An 18,915-nucleotide genomic window follows, 5' to 3' on the forward strand; every position below is an offset into this window, starting at 1 on the left:
CGCCGCGAAGACCTTTCCAGCCATCTGAGGATGTTATGCAGAACAAAGCGCCCGCAAACTTGCGAGAGGACATCAGAGCCCATTATCTGGCCGATGAGGCCGAGGCTCTGCGCAGGCTGATCGAGCTTTCCGGACTGTCGCGGGAGGACCGCCAGCAGATTTCGAAGCGTGCGGCCGATCTCGTGCGCAATGTCCGCGCATCGAGCGACATGGACCTGATGGAGGCTTTCCTCTCCGAATACGGTCTTTCCACCGAGGAAGGCGTTGCGCTGATGTGTCTGGCCGAGGCGCTGTTGCGCGTGCCGGATGCGGAGACGATGGACGATCTGATCCGCGACAAGATCGCGCCGCATGACTGGTCGGCGCATTCGGGCGAATCCGCCTCGATCTTCGTGAACGCGTCCACCTGGGCGCTGATGCTGACCGGCCGGGTGCTGGACGATGAAGGGCAGGGCGTGGAAGCCACGCTGCGCGGGCTGGTGCGCCGCATGGGCGAACCGGTGATCCGCCGCGCCGTGTCGCGCGCCATGCGTGAGATGGGCGAGCAGTTCGTTCTGGGCCGCACCATCGACGAGGCGCTGAAGCGCGGCAAGTCGATGGAAGAGAAGGGCTACACCTACTCGTTCGACATGCTCGGCGAAGCGGCCCGCACCGAGGCCGACGCACTGCGCTACCTCAAGGCCTATGGCGACGCCATCGCATCGCTGAAGCGTTTTTCCAACCGTGACGACATTCGCGCCAATCCGGGCATTTCGGTCAAGCTTTCCGCGCTGCACCCGCGCTATGAGGCGACGCAGAAGGAACATATGCTGCCGGTCATGGTGGAGCGGCTGAAGAGCCTTGCACTCGCCGCCCGTGACGCCCGCATGGGGCTGAACATCGATGCCGAAGAGGCAGACCGTCTCGACCTCTCGCTGGACGTGATCGAAGCCGTTCTGTCCGATCCGGATCTGGCCGGCTGGGACGGGTTCGGCGTGGTTGTCCAGGCATTCGGGCAGCGCGCGCCCTTTGTCATCGACTGGCTGAACGACCTTGCAACACGGCTTGACCGCCGCATCATGGTGCGGCTGGTGAAGGGCGCTTACTGGGACACGGAAATCAAGCGCGCGCAGGTGCTCGGGCTTGACGGGTTCCCGGTTTTCACCCGCAAGTCGAACACGGATGTGAGCTACATCGCCTGTGCGCGCAAGCTGCTGGGCATGACGGACCGCATCTATCCGCAGTTCGCCACCCACAATGCGCACACGGCGGCGGCGATCCTCGCCATGGCCACGGACAAGAGCGCGTTCGAGTTTCAGCGCCTGCACGGCATGGGCGAAGCGCTGCACGAGGCCGTGCGCAAGAGCGAGGGCACGCGGTGCCGCATCTATGCGCCGGTCGGCGCGCATCAGGATCTGCTGGCCTATCTGGTCCGCCGCCTTCTGGAAAATGGTGCGAACTCCTCCTTCGTTCATCAGATCGTCGATACCGATGTGAGCGCGGAAGAGATTGCAGCCGATCCGTTTGCCGCAGTCGAGGCGGAAGCCGAGGCGACGAATACGGCAATTCGCCGTCCTTCGGAGATCTTTGGCGCAGGACGCCGGAATGCGAAGGGCTGGGACGTGACCGATCCGGTCACCATGGCCGAACTTGATGCGGGCCGTGCGCCCTTTGCCGCGCCGCACCGGTGGGACGCCGCGTCCATCACCCGCGCCATTACCCGAGCCAGGGGCAAGGGCGAAACGCGCGATGTCATCAATCCGGCGAAGCTCGGCGAGATCGTGGGCTCGGTGCAGGATGCGACCAGCGAACAGGCTGCGGCGGCGGTGGAAATCGGCCTGAAGGCGCAGCCGGCATGGGCAGGTACGCCGGTGGCCGAGCGCGGCGTGATCCTGCGCCGGGTTGCCGACCTCTATGAAGAGCATGCCGCCGAGTTCTTCGCGCTTGCCAACCGGGAGGCCGGAAAATCGCTTTCCGATGGCGTTGCCGAGGTGCGCGAAGCGGTCGACTTCCTGCGCTATTATGCGCGCGAAGCGGCACATGTGGAGAAGGACACGGATGCGCGCGGCGTCATCGTGTGTATTTCGCCCTGGAACTTCCCGCTTGCCATTTTCACGGGCCAGGTCGCAGCCGCGCTGGTGACAGGCAATGCCGTTGTGGCCAAACCCGCAGAGCAGACATCGCTGATTGCGGCGCGCGCCGTGGCGATGATGCACGAAGCCGGTGTGCCGGCGGATGCGCTTCAGCTTCTGATCGGCGATGGCCCGACCGTGGGCGGGCCGCTGACGGCTGATCCACGCATTGCAGGTGTGTGCTTCACCGGCTCGACGGAAGTGGCGCGTCTGATCGAGCGCCAGCTTTCTGCCAATGCCGGACCGGAGGCGATGCTGATCGCCGAAACCGGCGGTCTCAACGCCATGATCGTCGATTCCACCGCGCTGCCGGAGCAGGCGGTGCGCGACATCGTGGCCTCCGCGTTCCAGAGTGCGGGTCAGCGCTGCTCGGCGCTGCGCATGCTCTATGTCCAGAAGGATGTGGAGGACCGGGTTCTGGAAATGCTCAAGGGCGCGATGCAGGCGCTCAGCATTGGCGATCCGTGGGACGTGTCGACGGATGTGGGGCCGGTGATCGATGACGAAGCGCTTCAGACCATTGGCGGCTATGCGCAGCAGATGACGAGCAAGGGCCGGCTGATCGCGGCGCTGGATGTGCCGGCTGGCGGGCGTTACGTGGCGCCGGCGGCATTCAAGGTGTCGGGCATCGGCGAAATGGAGCGCGAGATCTTCGGGCCGATCCTGCATGTGGCAACCTTCGACGCAGAAGACATCGACAAGGTGATTTCCGACGTCAACGCAAAGGGTTATGGCCTGACCTTCGGGCTTCACACACGCATCGATGCGCGTGCGCAGCATGTGGTGGACCGGGTTCATGCGGGCAATATCTATGTGAACCGCAACCAGATCGGTGCGGTCGTTGGCTCCCAGCCATTCGGTGGTGAAGGGCTTTCGGGCACCGGTCCCAAGGCTGGCGGTCCTCACTATCTGCGCCGTTTCCGCCGTGGTTCGGAAGGCGCGGGTGCTGCGCCTCAGGGTGCCGTTCTCTCTTCCGACGCGCTGGACAGGCTGATGCCGGCAGTGGACGGCAAGTGGGCTGCGCGTGCGGACCGTCTGCCGGCGCTGCGCAAGATCCTGCGCGGGCAGGCGCAGGCGGCCATGGCGGCTGCCGCCGCGCTCGATCAGGGCCCGGTGGATCTGCCCGGACCGACCGGTGAGGCCAACTCGCTGATGCTGACGCCGCGCGGACGCGCGCTCTGCCTCGGCGCGGATGAAGACACGCTGATGGCGCAGGTCGTGCAGGCGCTGGCCATGGGCAATGCGGTTCTGGCCGTTCATCCCGAGGCGCGGCGCATCCTGAAGCCGCTGCTTGGTCAGGGGCTTCCGGTTGAAGCTGCAGACGGTGTGGCAGCGCCCGAGGCGCTGGGCGCGCTGAGGCTCGATCTGGTGGCGGCCAGCGGTGATGCCGCATGGCTGAAGAGCCTGCGCGGCGCGCTTGCTGGCCGGGACGGGGCCATCGTGCCGCTGGTGATCGAGCCGATCTATCCGGCAGCCTATGCCCATGAACGCGCCATCTGCGTCGATACGACGGCGGCGGGCGGCAATGCGAGCCTTCTGGCTTCGGTCTAGCGGGAACACAGTTCAGGCGATTGTGCCTGATGCAGAATGAAAAACGGGCGGAGAGAAATCTCCGCCCGTTTTTCGTTCTGTTAGCGCCGGAAGGCGAGAGGCACCGTGAAGCCCCAGCTTGAACGGCCTGCGCCATCCGGAATTCTGGGGAAGGGGGCGGCGCGGCGCACGGTGTCGACAGCCGCCTGATCAAGTATATCCGAGCCGGAGCTGCGAACGATGCGTATGGCGCTGACCGATCCATTGCGCGCAATGGTGAAGCGGACATGAGCTTCGCCCTTCAGGCGCTGGCGCTTGGCTGCGCTGGGATAGCGCTGCGCTCTACGAAGCTTGGTCCTCACCTTTCCGGGATAGTTGGAAACCTGCGCATTGCCGCTTTGGGTGGCGCGGGCGGTCTTGCGGCCCACGGTCGCCTTCCGGGCGTTCTCGCGGCCGGATGCGGTGCCGCGGCGTGCATCCTGCTGGTCTTTTCCTCTTGAGCCGGCCTGACGCTTCTTCGGCGGTGCGGCTTTCGCCACCTTCTGCCTGCGTTCGACCTTGGGTTTGGGAGGCGGTGTATAGGCGGGGCGGGGTGTGGGAACCGGCACCTCGGCGAGGGCTGCCACCACCTGCGCGTTTTCGACCGGTTCGACAATTTCTTCAGCGGTCTCGGCCTCTGGGGCCTGCTCGACGGGCTCCTCTGCCTCCACCGGCTGCACCGGAGATTCTTCGCTGACGCTTTCCACAGTGGCGGCGCTTGCCGCCTTAACGGGGGTCTCGGTCACGATTTCAGCCACGGTTTCCGGCGGAACCGTTTCGGTTGCCGTTTCCGTTAAGGGTTCGGCCTCGTCAACGGCGTCGCCCGCGGACACCATGTCGGCAAAGGCATTGCCGGCTAGGGCGATCTCTGTCACGCCGCCACCGGCAATCTCGATATCGGGGGTACGCTCCATCACATAGACGGCGGCGCCGGCATGCACTGCCAACGAGACCGCGAGTGCTGCAGCCCATTTCCATGCCCGCATCTTCGCCCGCATCTTCATTGCGGCACACGTTCGGTGATGATGCTGATCCGGCTTGCGCCGGCGGCTTTCAGCGCGCCGACAATGTCGACCAGCTTCGCAGCCGGCAGTTCGCGATCGGCGGCGACCTTGATTTCAAGCTCGCGGGCGGCTGTTTCGCCGAGCGTGTCGACACGCTCCAGCATGAAGCTCGGCGCATCCGTGGCGGTTCCACGCAGGCGCATTTCGCCCTCACTGGTGACGAAAAGGGCGTCCGGTGGCTGAGACCGATCCGCTTCGATGGTGGAAATCAGGCTGACATCATTGTCGAGCGGCGGGGTGAGGGTGCCGGCGACAAGAAAGAAGATCAGCATCAGGAAGACGATGTTGATCAGGGCAATCGTGCTTTCCCGCTGACGTGTCTGTGTGGGACGGGCAAGGCGCAGCATGGGGATTACCTCGCGACGGAAAGATTAAGTTGCGTGTTGCGGCGGATGCGCTCGACGGCGCTGACGAGGTCCTGTGACGTTAATTCGCCCCGAACGAGCAGCACGGCGGTCTCTGCGCCGGCTACCTGCAGGCGCGCAAGCTCGAGGATGGCGGCATCCTCGGCCAGTGTCTGGCCATTGATGCGCCAGCCGGCCGGATCGTCCACGCGGATCAGCACGTCCGGCGGCTTGCCGCCGGCGGAGGCCGAAGCCGGTCCGCCTGAAATCTCGACCTTGGCGAAGCGCGTGAAGGTGGAGGTCAGCATGAAGAACAGAAGGAGCAGGAAGATCACATCGATCAGCGATGTGAGCGAAAGCGGCTTTCGCTTCCTGACCCTGATTGCGTCAATGCGCATGGCCTTCACCCGTCACGAGCCTCGGCGTGCTGGCACTGACCGGCGTGGCTCCGGCTTCCGCTGCCTCGATTGAAGCGTGCGAAAGCACGGTGGCGGTCATGGTTTCGATGGCGACGCGCTCGTTTTCGATGCGGGTTTCAAACCAGGTGAGCACCAGCGAGACCGGCATGGCGACGGCAAGGCCGCAGGCCGTTGTCAGAAGGGCCACCCAGATGCCGCCTGCAAGCAGGGACGGATCGACCGAATTGCCCGCTTCCTGAAGCTTCTGGAACGCCTCGATCATGCCGAGAACGGTGCCGAACAGGCCAAGCAGCGGGGCAACCTGGGCAATGGCGTCCAGCGCGCGGAAGCCGCGTTGCAGATCATGCAGGCGGCCAAGCGCCAGACGGCTCACCTCATCCTCAATGGCGCTCTTGTCGGCTTTGGCCGCTGCGAGCCGCATGGTGGTGGAGAGCGTTTCCTCCAGCGGCGAACGGGCATTGGCGAGCATGGCCCGCGCCTCGCCCTGATTGTGGTGGAACCAGGCGTGAAGCGCCCGGTTGGACCGTCCATGCCGCCCCACGCGCTCGCGCTGGAACTGAAGGAATTTCAGAAGGATCATCGCCAGGGCGAAGACCGAGAGCACGAGCAGGATGGCAACGACAGGGCCGCCGAGCTTGAGAAAGGAGCCGATGGAGTTGATGACGCCGTCGAACATGTTTGGCATTCCCATGGTGTCGCAGTTTCTGGTTATTTGCCGAAGGTGACGGAGCTGCGGCTCGTCGCGTTCAGTCTGGCGATGCAGTCGCCCGCCTGAACGCCGTCACCCTCACAGGCGTCGGCATCGTTGATCAGGACGCGCCCGATGGCGTCGCAATCGGTCTCGGCCAGATCGAAGCGGCTGACTTTCGTCTTCTCGTCCGGAAGGTCCTTGAATTCGAGCTTCATAAGCCGTTCGACAAGGCCCTGCCTGTTGAAAAGCGCAATCTCGTAGACGGTCCTTGTGACGTCGCCGCCAAGGCTGTTCTTCACCACGAAGGTTATCCGGCACCCTTTGTCGCTCTTCTCAAGCGCATTGAGTTCGAGGTCGATCATGCCTTGAGGATCGTTTTCGGCCAGGACCGGACTGCCGCCTGCCGCCGCCAGCACGAGGCTGGCGGCGAGGAAACGGGCGGAGACGGATAATCGTGATGGCATTCTATCCTCCAAAACGCACGGTCGCGCCGAGCTTTACGGTCAGGCCGGGCTGCGCGAAGACGCCATCGGACGTGTCGACGATGGGCAGCACGTATCTCTTATCGAAAAGATTATCGACGCGGAAATCAAACCGAAGATTCTCGGTGGGCTGATAGTTCGCGTAGAGATTGACCAGCGTGTAGTCCTTGGCAAAGGAGGAGCCGCTGGGCGCCTTGTTGAACTGGACTTCACCGCCGAGCGTCAGGCGACGTTCAAGAAAGCGCATGCCGCCATCCACCGTGACGCTGGCTGACGGAATGGTGGTGAGATCCTTGCGCACGCCGCTGCGGTCGGTCTGGTGGCCATGGATGATGGAGGCGCTGAGGCCCGCGAAATAACGCCCTGCATCATAGCGGCTCTCAAGCTCGAAGCCCTGAATCCTGGCCGAATACATGTTCTGGTACTGGGCGCACATGGTGTGGCCGAGGCTGGTGCATTCGCTGCCCGGCATGGCCGGGAAGGTGGGGATGGTGATGTAATCCTTGATGTCGTTGTGGAAATAGGCCGCCTTGAGACGCAGCGTGTCGTCGGCCTGAATGAGCCCGTCAGCCTTGTAGTTGACGCCCGCTTCCCAGGTTTTGCCGGTTTCCGGCTTCAGGTCCGGATTGGGCAGGAAGGCGAAGGAGCGGCCAGGTCCCATGGAATGGGTGCCGGTGATGTAGGCTTCGGATGTGTTGGGTGCGCGGTAGCCCTCGGCATAGGAGCCGTAGACCTGAAGGCCGGAGAGTGCGCCTTCGCTGAAGGGTGAGACGCCGACGCTGAGGCGCGGCGAGAAACGGTCGCCAGAACTTTTTCCGGAGCCTTCCAGTTCGTAGGAATCGTAGCGCAGCCCGGCAACGATCTCGAGCCAGTCATAGGTGATCTTGTCCTGAACATAGGCGCCCCAGACAGAGCGTGTGCCCGTGGGGTTGAAGCTGTCTGCGGCCCCGCTGCCGGTCTTGGAGGTGAAGTCGTCATAAACCCAGTCGCCGCCGACCGTCAGTTCGTGGGCGAACAGACCGGTCTCGAAATAGGAGGTGTTCCAGATGTCGAGGCTGCTCGTGCGCAGGTCATAACCGGTTGTGCCGGGGCGTGAACCGGTATCGGTCTGGCGCAGGTCGAGATTGTTGATCGCGCCCTTGATGTTGAGGTTCACCCACTTTTCCTCGGCGTCGGAGATCTTGAACTCTCCGGTGAACATGTCGCTGTCGAGGCGGTAGTCGCGGGTTGCCTTGGAGGACCACTCGTCGCGCGAACCGGTCCAGCCGAGCGTCAGCTCGCTGTTTTCCGTTGGCTTGATGGTGCCCTTGAGGTGGCCGGACAGCACGTCGAAACCGGAATGGCCGACACGCACGCCGCCGCCATCCTTGTAGTCGCCATAGTCGCGCCAGACGATGTTGCCGAGAATGGAGGCGGCGTCATTGAAGCGGTATGCGCCAACGGCGCTGGTCGTCCAGCCGGAGCCGTTTGATTCGTAGCGGCCGGTCAGCGACAGGGCGTAATTCTCGTCGTCGCGCAGGAAGTCTTCGGCCTTCTTCGTCTCGAAATAGACCACGCCACCAATGGCGCCGGAGCCGAATGTGTTGGCGCTGGGGCCGCGGATCACATCGACCTGCTGCACCAGTTCCGGGTCCAGCCAGAACATGCGGGCGACCTCGTGGCCGGCCTTGTGGAAGTTCTGGCGCGCGCCATCGACGATGACCGCGACACGGCCGGCATCCTGCAGGCCGCGAATGTTGATGTTGCTGACGGCGGGGCGGCCGTTCGAATAGACCTTGATGCCCGGAACGCCGAAGAAGATGTCGTTGGCATTGCTGGCCATGCGGCGCTCAAGCTCTTCACCGCTGATCTGGCTGACCGAGGCGAGCGTGTCGAGCGCGCTGTCGCCGGTGCGGCTGACCACGGTGATGCGGTCGAGAAGCGTGACGCTGCCTGCAGCGTCCGCCATCATCATGGAAGGGGCTTCCTGCGCCATGGCGCCCATGCTCAGCGCCAGCGTCACGATGGAGGTTCCGCACAACAGGCCGAGCCGTCCGTTTAAACTATTATCCTGCATTCCCGCCTTCTCCAGAAAACAAACTCAACGGGCCGACTGGCACTGGCTTGTCGACGGTTAACCGGCTAGGAAATTTATCTTGATAATTTCACTCCGGTATTGCGGTGGCTATAAAATATGATAATAAAAGTCAAGAAAGCGGAGGGGCGAATTTTTCACCGTGATGCGAGCCGTCGCAAGCACATTCAAAAAGGAGGTTTTTTCCAATGAAGACCTATTTGTCGATCGACCCGCAGGGGCAGGCGGATATGCAGCATCTGGCCGCCAGACATGGAACCGTTACACCTGACCGTACGATCTCGAGCGTCGATCTGTTCGGCGGTCGCCGTGAAATCGGCATCGAGCACCATGGTGCGTATTACCGGCTGAAGATCACCCGTCAGGGAAAGCTAATTCTCAACAAGTAGGTTTACAGAATGACTGTTCAGGCTGTTCGCGCGCCTGAGGTGATCAGGCGCGCCCGCAACGAAAACCCGAAAATGCGTGAGCGCGACCTGGCGCTCAAACTCGGTGTCTCCGAAGCGGAACTGGTTGCGGCTCACATCGGTGAGGGTGCAACGCGCATCGAACCGAATGTTGCTGCTCTTCTCCCCTTGCTCGAAGCGCTGGGCGAGGTGATGGTTCTCACCCGCAATGAAAGCGCGGTGCATGAAAAGGTCGGCGTTTATGAGAAATGCTCAAGCGGCGCGCAGCATGCGATTGTGCTGGGCCGCGACATCGATCTGCGCATTTTCCCGGGGCGCTGGGCATTCGGATTTGCGGTGGAAAAACGCGACGGCGACACGGTTCGGCGCAGCCTGCAATTCTTTGACGCGGCGGGCGACGCCGTCCACAAGGTTCATCTGCGGCCGAAATCCAACCTCTATGCCTATCAGAACCTCGTCGAGGAGCTGCTTCATCCCGAGCAGGATCCGCAGATCGAGGTGCAGGCCGAGAAAATCGTCGATGACGTGGTCAGCGAGGAGCTTCCGGCTGCCGATCTGCTGCGCGAGCGCTGGAGCGCGATGACGGATGTTCATCAGCTCTTCAACATCCTGCGCAAGCTGAAACTGACGCGGCATCAGGCCGTTCACCTGATCGGTGAGGATTACGCCTGGCGGCTGGAAGAGGACGCGCTGACGACGATGCTCCACGAGGCGGTGAGCGGCGAAGTGCCGATCATGTGCTTTGTGGGCAGCAGCGGCTGTATCCAGATCCACACCGGCCCGATCCAGACCGTGAAGCCGATGGGACCGTGGATCAACATTCTCGATCCCGGCTTCAACCTTCATCTGCGCACCGACCATGTGAAAGAACTCTGGGCCGTGCGAAAGCCGACCAGGGACGGGCATGTGACCTCCATGGAAGCCTATGGCGCCGATGGCCAGCTGATTGCGCAGTTCTTCGGCGAGCGGCTGGAAGGGCGCGCGGAGCGCGATGACTGGCGCGCCATGGTCGAAGGCCTGCCACGGCTTGAATGCCGGCAGGTGGCCTAGGGAGATCAACTGACCCATGCCTATCACCGAATTAATGAGCGGCCGCGTCCTTTTGGGCGGCGCGGTCCTGATCGCTGGCCTTATGGGTGGCGTGGCCCCCGTGGCCATGGCTGATGAAGCGCTGCCGAAGCCTTTTGCCGACACTTCGAAGGTTGTAAGCATTGGTGGCGCGGTCACCGAGATCGTCTACCGTCTCGGGGAAGAAGACAGGCTCGTCGCCCGCGACCAGACGAGCATCTATCCGGCTGAAGTCAAGGAACTGCCGGATGTCGGCTATATGCGCGCCCTGTCTCCCGAGGGCGTTCTTTCCGTGGGTCCGAGCGCCATTCTGGCATCCGAAGGCAGCGGACCGGCGGAGACCATGGGGGTTCTTGAAAAGGCGGGCATCCCACTGGTTACCGTGCCGGAGGGTTTCGACCGTGAGGCGATCCTGCGCAAGGTGCGGGTGACCGGTGCAGCGCTGGGCGTGAACGACAAGGCCGAGGCGCTGGCGCGTGAACTGGAGGCGGATCTCGAAGAAGCCGAGTCGCTGGCGCAGCAGAGCGGTGAAGAGAAGCGTGTTCTCTTCATTCTGAGCGTTCAGGCGGGACGGATCATGGCTGCAGGCCGGGACAATGCCGCCGATGGCATCATCCGCATGGCCGGGGGCGCGAACGCCATGGACGGTTTTATTGGCTACAAGCTGGTCTCCGAAGAAGCCGTGATCGCCGCCAAACCGGATGTGGTTCTGATGATGTCACGCGGCGACAGCAGCGAACATGCGCCGGATGACATCATGGACAATCCGGCAATCGCCTCAACGCCGGCCGGAGAAAACCGGGCGCTGATCCGCATGGATGGCTCTTATCTGCTTGGCTTCGGTCCGCGCACGGCGGATGCGATCCGCGAACTTTCCAAGAAGCTGCATGGCGCGGGCCCGGTGGTCGACTGACATGGCTGTGCGTGAAGAAATGGCGCCAGCTTCCTCATGGCGCTGGCGCGATGCGGTGGAGGGTGATCGCTCCATGCGGGCGAAAGCGGTTATCCTCGCTCTCGTCGTTCTCTATGTCCTCCTGTTCCTGTTCAGCCTTGGTTCCGGGGCGTCTGACACCTCGTTCCGGGATGCGGCGGTTGCCTGGCTTGGCGGCGGCAGCGAAGCACTGTCGCTGCGCGACCGCGTGGTGATCAACGACATTCGCCTGCCGCGCATCGTGCTTGGCACGCTGGTGGGCGCGTCGCTGGCGGTTTCGGGCGCGGTCATGCAGGGGCTGTTCCGCAACCCGCTTGCCGATCCCGGCATTGTCGGCGTTTCGTCCGGCGCGGGGCTGGGCGCGATCACGATCATCGTTCTGGGCGGCACCGTGCTTGCTCCGGTGATCGGGGTGCTTGGCATCTACGCGCTGCCGCTGGCGGCATTCTTCGGCGGCCTTGCCTCGACGCTGCTTCTTTACCGCGTGGCGACGCGGCGCGGGCAGACCTCGGTTGCCACCATGCTTCTGGCCGGCATTGCGCTTGGCGCACTGGCGGGGGCGCTGTCGGGCATACTCGTCTTCATCGCCGACGATCAGGAATTGCGGGACCTGACCTTCTGGGGGCTTGGCTCGCTGGCCGGTGCGACATGGGCGAAAATCTGGGCTGCCGGCCCGTTCATTCTGGCGGGGCTTCTGGTCACGCCGTTTCTGGCGCGGGGTCTTGACGCAATGGTGCTGGGCGAGGCGACAGCCAATCATCTGGGCGTGCGCGTGCAGCGGGTGAAGAACACCGCCATCGTCACCGTGGCAGCCGCCACGGGCGCATCGGTGGCCGTTTCGGGCGGCATCGGCTTTGTCGGCATCGTTGTGCCGCATCTCCTGCGGCTCACCATCGGCCCGGAACACCGCTACCTGCTGCCGGCTTCGGCGCTTCTGGGGGCAAGCCTTCTGCTCGTGGCAGACGCGATCAGCCGGGTGGTCGTCGCGCCGGCGGAACTGCCGATCGGCATCGTGACCGCCGCCATCGGCGCGCCGTTCTTCCTTTGGATCCTGCTGCGGCAGAGAGGATTGTTGGATCTGTGATGTCGATTGAAGTCAGCAATCTTGGTGTGCGGGTGGGGCGCAAGCAGATCCTCTCGGATGTGGCGCTTTGTGCAAAACCCGGTGAGGTGACGGCCATTGTCGGCCCCAACGGCTCTGGCAAGACGACCTTCCTCAAAGCGATCTCGGGCGATCTGCCGTTCACGGGAATGGTGCGGATCAATGGCGCACCGCTTCACGGCATGAAGCCATGGGAGGCGGCGGGACACAGGGCCGTGCTGCCGCAGGCGAGCGCGCTGTCCTTTCCCTACAAGGTCCGCGAAGTCGTGAAGCTGGGCCTGTTGAGCGGCCGCTCGGGCACAACCCGCGCCGAACAGGAGCGTTTGCCCGAAATCGCGCTTGAGCGTGTCGATCTCTGCGGCTTTTCAGGGCGGTTCTATCAGGAGCTTTCAGGCGGCGAGCAGCAGCGTGTGCAGCTCGCCCGTGTGCTCTGTCAGGTCTGGCGTCCGGTGCTGGACGGACAGCCGCGCTACCTGCTGCTCGATGAACCGGTGTCGAGCCTCGACATCAAGCATCAGCTCATCATCATGGACATTGCCGCGCAGTTTGCAGCGGCCGGTGGCGGGGTGCTGGCCGTGCTGCATGATCTGAACCTGACGGCGCGTTTTGCCGACCGGGTGGCCATGATGCATCGCGGAAAACTGGTGGCGACGGGAACGCCGGCGGAGGTTTTCAACGACACGCTGATTTCTGACGTGTTCGAATGCCGGATACAGGTGGGCGTGCCGCCCGTGGGGGCATTGCCCTATATCCTGCCGCAGTCCGCGCAGCTTTGAGAGAAATGCCGGAAAAGCAGGACCGAAATAAAGAAAAGGACCGTCAAACTGGCGGTCCTTTTTCTCAAATTTCGCTTTTCTAGCGCGCCGCTGCGCGCTCGGGTAACTCGTCCAGACCAAGCCGGAAGCGCATATCGGGCTTGGAATCGGCCAGATCGCGAATCGTATAGCTGCCCAGAACCTCGAAGAAGGCATTGAGCGCCTTGCGCAGAGCCTCGTTCAGGCCGCAGCTATCGACCAGCGGGCATTCCGCATCGTCGTTCTCAAAGCACTCCGCCATGGCGAAATTGTCTTCGGTCACGCGCACCACTTCGAACAGGGTGATGTCTTCTGCCGGCTTTGCAAGGCGCACGCCGCCATTGCGGCCGCGCACGGTTTCCACGAAACCGTTCTCCACGAGGGGCTGAAGGATCTTGAACAGGAACAGGTCGGAGAGCGAATACGCCTTCGCGATCTCCGAGATGCGGCTCAGACGACCTTCATTGGCCGCGCAGTACATGAGGATGCGAATGGCGTAGTTGGTTTGTCGCGTTAAGCGCATAACAATCCTTTCAGATAACGTTCCCGTAATATGGCTTATTGTTTAGAATAATTCCAGAGTGAGTCTGGTAAAATCTGACAAAACAAATCAACTTTATGTGCCTTGCGAACGGGTGTCCGCGCAAGGGCGCTGAACGTGCGTTTGTGCGAATTATGTTGCGTTGCACAATATCGAGGCGCTAGGGGAATGGGTGCCCAGCCTGAAATGGTGAAAGCAATCAGTCCCGGCTGCTTTGTGTGGCCGGGCGCAGGGGCGTTTCGGCCGCATGCAGCCCACGGGCTGGCGGCGAGCCGATCCGCTGAATGAAGGACTACTCTGCCGCGTTCTTGTGTCCGGTCGGATGCGCCCGCGCTGCTGCAGAATTTGACAGGGAAGGCTCAGCTCATGAACGCACATGTTCTTGAAGCGCAGATCGGCGGCGGCACGACCGTTTCCGATTGGGTGGTTGTCGATCAGTCGATGATCGACCGTTTCGCCGATTGCACCAATGACCATCAGTGGATCCATGTGGATCGCGAGCGCACGGAGCGCGAAAGCCCGTTCGGCAGGCCTGTGGCGCACGGTTTCCTCACGCTGTCGCTCTTATCAAGCCTGTCTTATGACTGTGGCGCGTGGCCGGTGCATCTGGGCACGATCATCAATTACGGCCTCGACAAGCTGCGCTTTCTGGCGCCGGTGAAGGCTGGCAGCCGCGTGCGCCTGCGCAGCACGCTGAAAGGTGTCGAGGAAAAGGCTCCGGGCCGGCTTCTCGTGCGTCATCACGGCGAGGTGGAGATCGAGGGCGAGGACACGCCCGCGCTCGCGGCCGAAACCATTATCATGCTTATTCTGGACGAAAAGGCCGGCTGAGCCGGCCTTCCGGTTGAATTATTCGGCGTCGGGCTGGTTCATCGGCGCGGCCTTGCGGAACGCTTCCAGTTCCATGCAGGCCTCGTTGATGCGCTGGATGACGGAATAGGGCGTCATGTCGACGTCGAAGCGCTTGTTGTTCGCCACCTGCGCAACGAGGCAGATATCGGCCATGCCGGGCGTGTCGCCATGGCAGAAGACGCCGGTCTGCGGGCTCTCGGCGAGCATCTTTTCAAGCGGTTCGAACGTGGCGTTCACCCAGTGGCGGAACCATGCGCCGACTTCGGCGTCGTCTGCGCCGTAACGCTCTTTGAGCGCGTTCAGAATGCGCAGATTGTTCACCGGATGGATTTCACAGGCGATCATCTGGGAGAGCATGCGAACCCGCGCGCGCCCATGCGCATCCGCAGGCAGGAGCGGGGGCTCGGGCACCGTCTCGTCCAGAAACTCCATGATCGCCATGGACTGTGCGATCATCGTGCCGTCGCTCCACACCAGCGCCGGCACGAGGCCCTGCGGATTGACCGACAGATAGGCCTCGCCGCGATGCTCGCCATGCCGCAGATGATGCGCGGCGTAGCGATAGTCGATGCCCTTCATGGCGAGCGCGATGCGCACGCGGTAGGAGGTCGAGGAGCGGAAGTAGTTGTGCAGAACGACTTCGCCCATATCAGGCCTCGCCGATGGTGACGGCGATCTCGCCGACGCCGTCAACGCCGCCTTCCACGTGGTCGCCCGGCTGAAGCGCGCCGACGCCGGCAGGTGTTCCGGTGTAGATCAGATCGCCGGCCTTCAGCTCCATGGCCTGGCTGCACAGTGCGATCACGTCGGCCACCGGCCAGATCAGCTCGTCGAGATCGCCTTCCTGGCGGATTTCGCCATTGACGGCGAGCCAGACACGGCCCTGCGACGGGTGGCCGGTTTTTGCAACGGGCACGATGGGGCCGCAGGGCGACGAGCGGTCGAACGCCTTGGCCCAGTCCCACGGGCGGCCCTTCTTCTTGGCTTCTGCCTGCAGGTCGCGGCGGGTGAGGTCGAGCCCCACCGCATAGCCGTAGACATGGTCGAGCGCATGGGCCGGATCGATGTTGCTGCCGCCCTTGCCGATGGCGACGACCATCTCGATTTCGTGATGCAGATCCTGCGTGAGTGCGGGATAGGGAATCACCGTGTCGGCATCGACCACGGCGTCAGCGGGTTTGGTGAAGAAGAATGGCGGCTCGCGCTCTGGCTCATGGCCCATTTCGCGGGCGTGGGCGGCATAGTTGCGCCCCACGCAGAAGATGCGCCGCACGGGAAAGCGCGCTTCTTCGCCGGCTACGGCGACGGAGGGCTGGCTGGCGGGCGGAAAAACGAAATCGGCCATGAAATTCTCCCAGATGACTGCGGAGAAAGAGATGGCTTAATTGGCGCTCCGGGGCAAGCCCGGCAAGAGCGCGAACCGGCGCTCCGGGGCAGGGATCCGAAGCGCCGAAAGTTCGGGGTCAGTGCTTGAAGACGGTCTTCACGGCCTTCGCGGTCGCATCGACGATGCGGTCTGCTTCTTCGCGCGTCAGGCAGAGCGGGGGCGCAAAGCCCAGAATGTCGCCCTGCGGCATGGCGCGGCCAATGACGCCCTGTTCGAGAAGGGCTGCGGCCATCTGCGGGCCGATCTTCTCGGAAGCGTCGAAGAACTGGCGGCTCTCACGCTCTTTCACGAACTCGACTGCACACAGCATGCCTTCGCCGCGCACTTCGCCCACATGGGCATGTGCGCCGATGGCGTCACGCATGGCGTTGACGAAGTAAGCGCCCGTCTCGCCGGCATTCTTGACGAGGCCGAGCTTGTCGACCAGTTCGAGATTGGCGATGCCGGCTGCCGCGCCGATGGGGTGGGCCGAATAGGTCCAGCCATGGCCGATGGGGCCGTATTCGTCCGTGCCGCGCTCAAGCACTTCCCACATCTTCTTGCCGACGATGGAGCCGGAAAGCGGCGCATAGGCCGAGGTGAGGCCCTTGGCGATGGTGATGAGGTCGGGTTCCATGTCGTAATGGATGGAGCCGAACATGGAGCCGAGGCGTCCAAAGCCGGTCACCACCTCGTCGGCGACGAGCAGGATGTCGTGCTTGCGCAGCACTTTCTGGATCGCGGCCCAGTATCCGGCCGGTGGCGGCACGATGCCGCCCGTGCCGAGCATGGGCTCGCCGATGAAGGCGGCGATGGTGTCCGCGCCCTCGCGCTCGATCAGCGCTTCAAGCTCGGCCACGCAATGGGCGGTGAACTGCTCCTCGCTCATGGCGAGGTCCGGGCGGCGGTAGTAATAGGGCGCTTCGGTGTGAACCACCTGGGCCAGCGGCAGGTCGAACTTCTTGTGGAACAGCTCAAGGCCGGTCAGCGAGCCGGTCATCAGGCCGGAGCCGTGATAGCCGCGCCAGCGCGAGATGATCTTCTTCTTCTCGGGGCGGCCGAGAATGTTGTTGTAGTACCAGATCAGCTTGACGTTGGTTTCGTTGGCGTCGGAGCCGCCGAGGCCGAAATAGACCTTGGACATGTTCTCCGGCGCGCGGTCGACAATCATCTTGGCAAGCGTGATCGAGGCTTCCGTGCCGTGGCCCACATAGGCGTGGTAATAGGCAAGCTCCCTGGCCTGCTCGGCAATGGCGTCGGCGATCTCGGTGCGGCCATAGCCGACATTGACGCAATAGAGGCCGGCAAAGGCGTCGAGCAGCCTGTTGCCGTCACGGTCCTCGATATAGACGCCGTTGCCGCCGGTCACGATGCGGTTGGGGCTTTCGCCGCGCGCATGCTGGGCCAGATGGGTCGAGGGATGGAAGAAGGCCTCGCGGTCCCACTGGTCGAGTTGGTCGTTCTTCAACAGCATGTCACTCTCCTGTTATTCTCAAACTGTGTCAGTCAGCGCTGCTCAACCGATGTTGCGGCAGACGTATTTGATGTTGGTGAAGGCTTCCAGCCCGTGGCGGGAGCCCTCGCGCTCGAGGCCGGCCTGCTTGACCCCGCCGAAGGGGATGGGCGCCCCGGTGATCTTGGTGCGGTTGACCGCGACCATGCCGAATTCCAGGCCGCGCGAAAGGCGGGCGATGCGGCTCGGGTCCTGCGTGTGCAGATAGGCGGCAAGGCCGGTTTCGGTGTCGTTCGCCTTCTCCAGCACGTCCGCTTCGTCATCGAAGGGGGTGAAGGCGGCAATCGGCCCAAACGTTTCCTCGCGGAAGATGAGCGCGGTTTCGGGCACATCGGCCAGAACCGTGGGCTCGAAGAAGGTTGGGCCGTGCCGCGACACGTTTCCGCCCGTTACCAGACGTGCGCCTTTTGCGAGCGCATCGGCAACCTGTTCGGTCTGCTTGGCAACGGCGCGTTCATGGATGAGCGGGCCGATATCGGGATCGCTGAGGCCATTACCGACGGTCAGTTCCTCGACCTTGCGGGCGAATGCGGCGACGAAGGCGTCATAGATGGAGCGCTCGATATAGAAGCGGTTGGCGGCAAGGCAGTCCTGCCCGGAGGTGGCGAACTTGGCCGAAATGGCGCTCTCGACCGCGTGATCGAGGTCGCAATCGGCAAAGGCGATGAAGGGCGCATGGCCGCCAAGCTCCATGACCAGACGCTTCACGGTCGGCGCGGACTGCGCGTAGAGCAGGCGGCCGATCTCGGTGGAGCCGGTAAAGGAAACGGCGCGCACACGGGTTGAGGCGGTCATCGCGCCGACCACTTCGGCGGCCTTGCCGGTGAGCACGTTGAAGACGCCTGCCGGCACGCCAGCGCGCTCGGCCAGCTCGGCAAGGGCGAGTGCGGAGAACGGCGTCTCGGAAGAGGGATGCGCGACCACGGTGCAGCCGGCGGCAAGCGCTGCCGCCGCCTTGCGGGTGAGCATGGCGGAGGGGAAGTTCCACGGCGTGACGAGGGCTGCAACGCCCAATGGCTCGCGCGAAACCTGCATGTCGGCGCCCGGCAGGTGTGAGGCAACGCTTTCGACCGAAACGCGCTTTGCTTCCTCGGCGTAGAAGGAGACGAAGGAGGCGGCGTAATCGATCTCGCCACGCGCTTCAGAAAGGGGTTTGCCCTGCTCCAGAACCATCAGATGAGCGAGGTCCTCCTTGGCGGCGACGATCAAATCGTACCAGCGCATCAGGATCTGCGCGCGCTCCTGCGGAAGGAGGGCCGCCCAGCCGGGAAACGCCGCGTGAGCCGCTTCAATGGTTTCATCGACCTGCTCGGCGGTGAGTGCCGGGACGCAGCCGAGCCGCGCACCATCGGCCGGGTTGAAGACGTCCACGACCGGGTCACCGGGGGCGGCGATCCAGTGACCGTTCGCATAGGCGTATTCACGGAAAAGGCGCGGATCGGCGAGATCGGAAAGGGCGGTTTTCTGAAGGGCTGCAATAGCGGACATCGGCTCACTCCCAAGCGGATTTCCAGTGTTTGGATTGACTGGAATTATGCCGTTCGGGCCGCCAAATTTTCTGATGAACTTGCCATGGCGCGCCAACGT

General features: G+C 63.3%; 18 protein-coding genes. 7 read left to right on the plus strand and 11 right to left on the minus strand.

Annotated elements, in window-relative coordinates:
- Window positions 1-35 precede the first annotated feature (35 nt).
- Window positions 36-3,662 (plus strand): bifunctional proline dehydrogenase/L-glutamate gamma-semialdehyde dehydrogenase PutA, encoded by a 3,627-nt coding sequence (gene putA, locus NDI72_RS10630; RefSeq protein WP_283800449.1) that lies wholly within the window; start codon window positions 36-38, stop codon window positions 3,660-3,662.
- An 80-nt stretch (window positions 3,663-3,742) separates the two neighbouring features.
- On the opposite strand, the gene NDI72_RS10635 is transcribed toward putA, so the two are convergent.
- From NDI72_RS10635 to NDI72_RS10660, 6 genes are read right to left on the minus strand one after another with little or no spacing between them, the layout of a single operon-like run.
- Window positions 3,743-4,666 (minus strand): energy transducer TonB, encoded by a 924-nt coding sequence (locus NDI72_RS10635; RefSeq protein WP_283800450.1) that lies wholly within the window; start codon window positions 4,664-4,666, stop codon window positions 3,743-3,745.
- A 14-nt stretch (window positions 4,667-4,680) separates the two neighbouring features.
- Window positions 4,681-5,091, minus strand: coding sequence for an ExbD/TolR family protein (locus NDI72_RS10640; RefSeq protein WP_283800451.1), 411 nt, complete (start codon window positions 5,089-5,091; stop codon window positions 4,681-4,683).
- Window positions 5,092-5,096: 5 nt separating this feature from the next.
- Window positions 5,097-5,486 (minus strand): biopolymer transporter ExbD, encoded by a 390-nt coding sequence (locus tag NDI72_RS10645; RefSeq protein ID WP_113155060.1) that lies wholly within the window; start codon window positions 5,484-5,486, stop codon window positions 5,097-5,099.
- The gene (locus NDI72_RS10650) at window positions 5,476-6,183 is read right to left on the minus strand and encodes a MotA/TolQ/ExbB proton channel family protein (RefSeq protein WP_283800452.1); all 708 of its coding nucleotides are present in this window, start codon (window positions 6,181-6,183) and stop codon (window positions 5,476-5,478) included. Before NDI72_RS10650 ends, NDI72_RS10645 begins: the two co-directional genes overlap by 11 nt.
- A 32-nt stretch (window positions 6,184-6,215) precedes the next feature.
- Window positions 6,216-6,662 (minus strand): hypothetical protein, encoded by a 447-nt coding sequence (locus NDI72_RS10655; RefSeq protein ID WP_283800453.1) that lies wholly within the window; start codon window positions 6,660-6,662, stop codon window positions 6,216-6,218.
- Window position 6,663: 1 nt separating this feature from the next.
- Window positions 6,664-8,736, minus strand: a complete 2,073-nt coding sequence (locus NDI72_RS10660; RefSeq protein ID WP_283800454.1) for a TonB-dependent receptor domain-containing protein — start codon at window positions 8,734-8,736, stop codon at window positions 6,664-6,666.
- A 248-nt stretch (window positions 8,737-8,984) separates the two neighbouring features.
- On the opposite strand from NDI72_RS10660, the gene hemP reads away from it, so the two are divergent.
- From hemP to NDI72_RS10685, 5 genes are read left to right on the plus strand one after another with little or no spacing between them, the layout of a single operon-like run.
- On the plus strand, window positions 8,985-9,143 hold the full coding sequence (gene hemP / locus NDI72_RS10665; protein WP_222473968.1) for a hemin uptake protein HemP: 159 nt from the start codon (window positions 8,985-8,987) through the stop codon (window positions 9,141-9,143).
- 9 nt (window positions 9,144-9,152) lie between these two features.
- Entirely contained in the window at window positions 9,153-10,211 is a 1,059-nt protein-coding gene (locus tag NDI72_RS10670) for a hemin-degrading factor (protein ID WP_206547653.1), read from the plus strand.
- 16 nt (window positions 10,212-10,227) lie between these two features.
- Window positions 10,228-11,142, plus strand: a complete 915-nt coding sequence (locus tag NDI72_RS10675; RefSeq protein WP_283800455.1) for a heme/hemin ABC transporter substrate-binding protein — start codon at window positions 10,228-10,230, stop codon at window positions 11,140-11,142.
- Between the two features lies 1 nt (window position 11,143).
- A complete protein-coding gene (locus tag NDI72_RS10680; protein ID WP_283800456.1) occupies window positions 11,144-12,244 on the plus strand; it encodes a FecCD family ABC transporter permease in 1,101 nt (366 codons plus the stop codon).
- On the plus strand, window positions 12,244-13,038 hold the full coding sequence (locus NDI72_RS10685) for a heme ABC transporter ATP-binding protein (protein WP_283800457.1): 795 nt from the start codon (window positions 12,244-12,246) through the stop codon (window positions 13,036-13,038). Before NDI72_RS10680 ends, NDI72_RS10685 begins: the two co-directional genes overlap by 1 nt.
- Window positions 13,039-13,117: 79 nt before the next feature.
- On the opposite strand, the gene rirA is transcribed toward NDI72_RS10685, so the two are convergent.
- Window positions 13,118-13,579: an iron-responsive transcriptional regulator RirA gene (rirA, locus tag NDI72_RS10690; RefSeq protein WP_113155067.1), complete on the minus strand. Its 462-nt coding sequence runs from the start codon at window positions 13,577-13,579 to the stop codon at window positions 13,118-13,120.
- 384 nt (window positions 13,580-13,963) lie between these two features.
- Between rirA and NDI72_RS10695 the strand changes: the two genes are divergently transcribed.
- The gene (locus tag NDI72_RS10695) at window positions 13,964-14,428 is read left to right on the plus strand and encodes a MaoC family dehydratase (protein WP_206547650.1); all 465 of its coding nucleotides are present in this window, start codon (window positions 13,964-13,966) and stop codon (window positions 14,426-14,428) included.
- Window positions 14,429-14,446: 18 nt separating this feature from the next.
- Here NDI72_RS10695 and maiA read toward each other — a convergent pair whose 3' ends face one another.
- From maiA to NDI72_RS10715, 4 genes are all read right to left on the minus strand, one after another.
- Window positions 14,447-15,097 (minus strand): maleylacetoacetate isomerase, encoded by a 651-nt coding sequence (gene maiA / locus NDI72_RS10700; RefSeq protein ID WP_283800458.1) that lies wholly within the window; start codon window positions 15,095-15,097, stop codon window positions 14,447-14,449.
- Between the two features lies 1 nt (window position 15,098).
- Window positions 15,099-15,794 (minus strand): fumarylacetoacetate hydrolase family protein, encoded by a 696-nt coding sequence (locus NDI72_RS10705; RefSeq protein WP_206552662.1) that lies wholly within the window; start codon window positions 15,792-15,794, stop codon window positions 15,099-15,101.
- 118 nt (window positions 15,795-15,912) lie between these two features.
- A complete protein-coding gene (locus NDI72_RS10710) occupies window positions 15,913-17,286 on the minus strand; it encodes an aspartate aminotransferase family protein (RefSeq protein ID WP_283800508.1) in 1,374 nt (457 codons plus the stop codon).
- Window positions 17,287-17,331: 45 nt separating this feature from the next.
- Window positions 17,332-18,816 carry an NAD-dependent succinate-semialdehyde dehydrogenase gene (locus NDI72_RS10715; protein ID WP_283800459.1) on the minus strand — a complete coding sequence of 495 codons (1,485 nt, stop codon included), beginning with the start codon at window positions 18,814-18,816 and terminating at the stop codon, window positions 17,332-17,334.
- Window positions 18,817-18,915 lie beyond the last annotated feature (99 nt).

The organism is Nitratireductor sp. GZWM139, assembly GCF_030068685.1.
GTDB lineage: Bacteria > Pseudomonadota > Alphaproteobacteria > Rhizobiales > Rhizobiaceae > Nitratireductor > Nitratireductor aquimarinus.

Bases quoted from the DNA above. Each gene is read 5' to 3' on its own strand.
- putA (WP_283800449.1), top strand. From the start codon at position 36: ATGCAGAACAAAGCGCCCGCAAACTTGCGAGAGGACATCAGAGCCCAT.
- NDI72_RS10635 (WP_283800450.1), bottom strand. From the start codon at position 4,666: ATGCGGGCATGGAAATGGGCTGCAGCACTCGCGGTCTCGTTGGCAGTG.
- NDI72_RS10640 (WP_283800451.1), bottom strand. From the start codon at position 5,091: ATGCTGCGCCTTGCCCGTCCCACACAGACACGTCAGCGGGAAAGCACG.
- NDI72_RS10645 (WP_113155060.1), bottom strand. From the start codon at position 5,486: ATGCGCATTGACGCAATCAGGGTCAGGAAGCGAAAGCCGCTTTCGCTC.
- NDI72_RS10650 (WP_283800452.1), bottom strand. From the start codon at position 6,183: ATGTTCGACGGCGTCATCAACTCCATCGGCTCCTTTCTCAAGCTCGGC.
- NDI72_RS10655 (WP_283800453.1), bottom strand. From the start codon at position 6,662: ATGCCATCACGATTATCCGTCTCCGCCCGTTTCCTCGCCGCCAGCCTC.
- NDI72_RS10660 (WP_283800454.1), bottom strand. From the start codon at position 8,736: ATGCAGGATAATAGTTTAAACGGACGGCTCGGCCTGTTGTGCGGAACC.
- hemP (WP_222473968.1), top strand. From the start codon at position 8,985: ATGCAGCATCTGGCCGCCAGACATGGAACCGTTACACCTGACCGTACG.
- NDI72_RS10670 (WP_206547653.1), top strand. From the start codon at position 9,153: ATGACTGTTCAGGCTGTTCGCGCGCCTGAGGTGATCAGGCGCGCCCGC.
- NDI72_RS10675 (WP_283800455.1), top strand. From the start codon at position 10,228: ATGCCTATCACCGAATTAATGAGCGGCCGCGTCCTTTTGGGCGGCGCG.
- NDI72_RS10680 (WP_283800456.1), top strand. From the start codon at position 11,144: ATGGCTGTGCGTGAAGAAATGGCGCCAGCTTCCTCATGGCGCTGGCGC.
- NDI72_RS10685 (WP_283800457.1), top strand. From the start codon at position 12,244: ATGTCGATTGAAGTCAGCAATCTTGGTGTGCGGGTGGGGCGCAAGCAG.
- rirA (WP_113155067.1), bottom strand. From the start codon at position 13,579: ATGCGCTTAACGCGACAAACCAACTACGCCATTCGCATCCTCATGTAC.
- NDI72_RS10695 (WP_206547650.1), top strand. From the start codon at position 13,964: ATGAACGCACATGTTCTTGAAGCGCAGATCGGCGGCGGCACGACCGTT.
- maiA (WP_283800458.1), bottom strand. From the start codon at position 15,097: ATGGGCGAAGTCGTTCTGCACAACTACTTCCGCTCCTCGACCTCCTAC.
- NDI72_RS10705 (WP_206552662.1), bottom strand. From the start codon at position 15,794: ATGGCCGATTTCGTTTTTCCGCCCGCCAGCCAGCCCTCCGTCGCCGTA.
- NDI72_RS10715 (WP_283800459.1), bottom strand. From the start codon at position 18,816: ATGTCCGCTATTGCAGCCCTTCAGAAAACCGCCCTTTCCGATCTCGCC.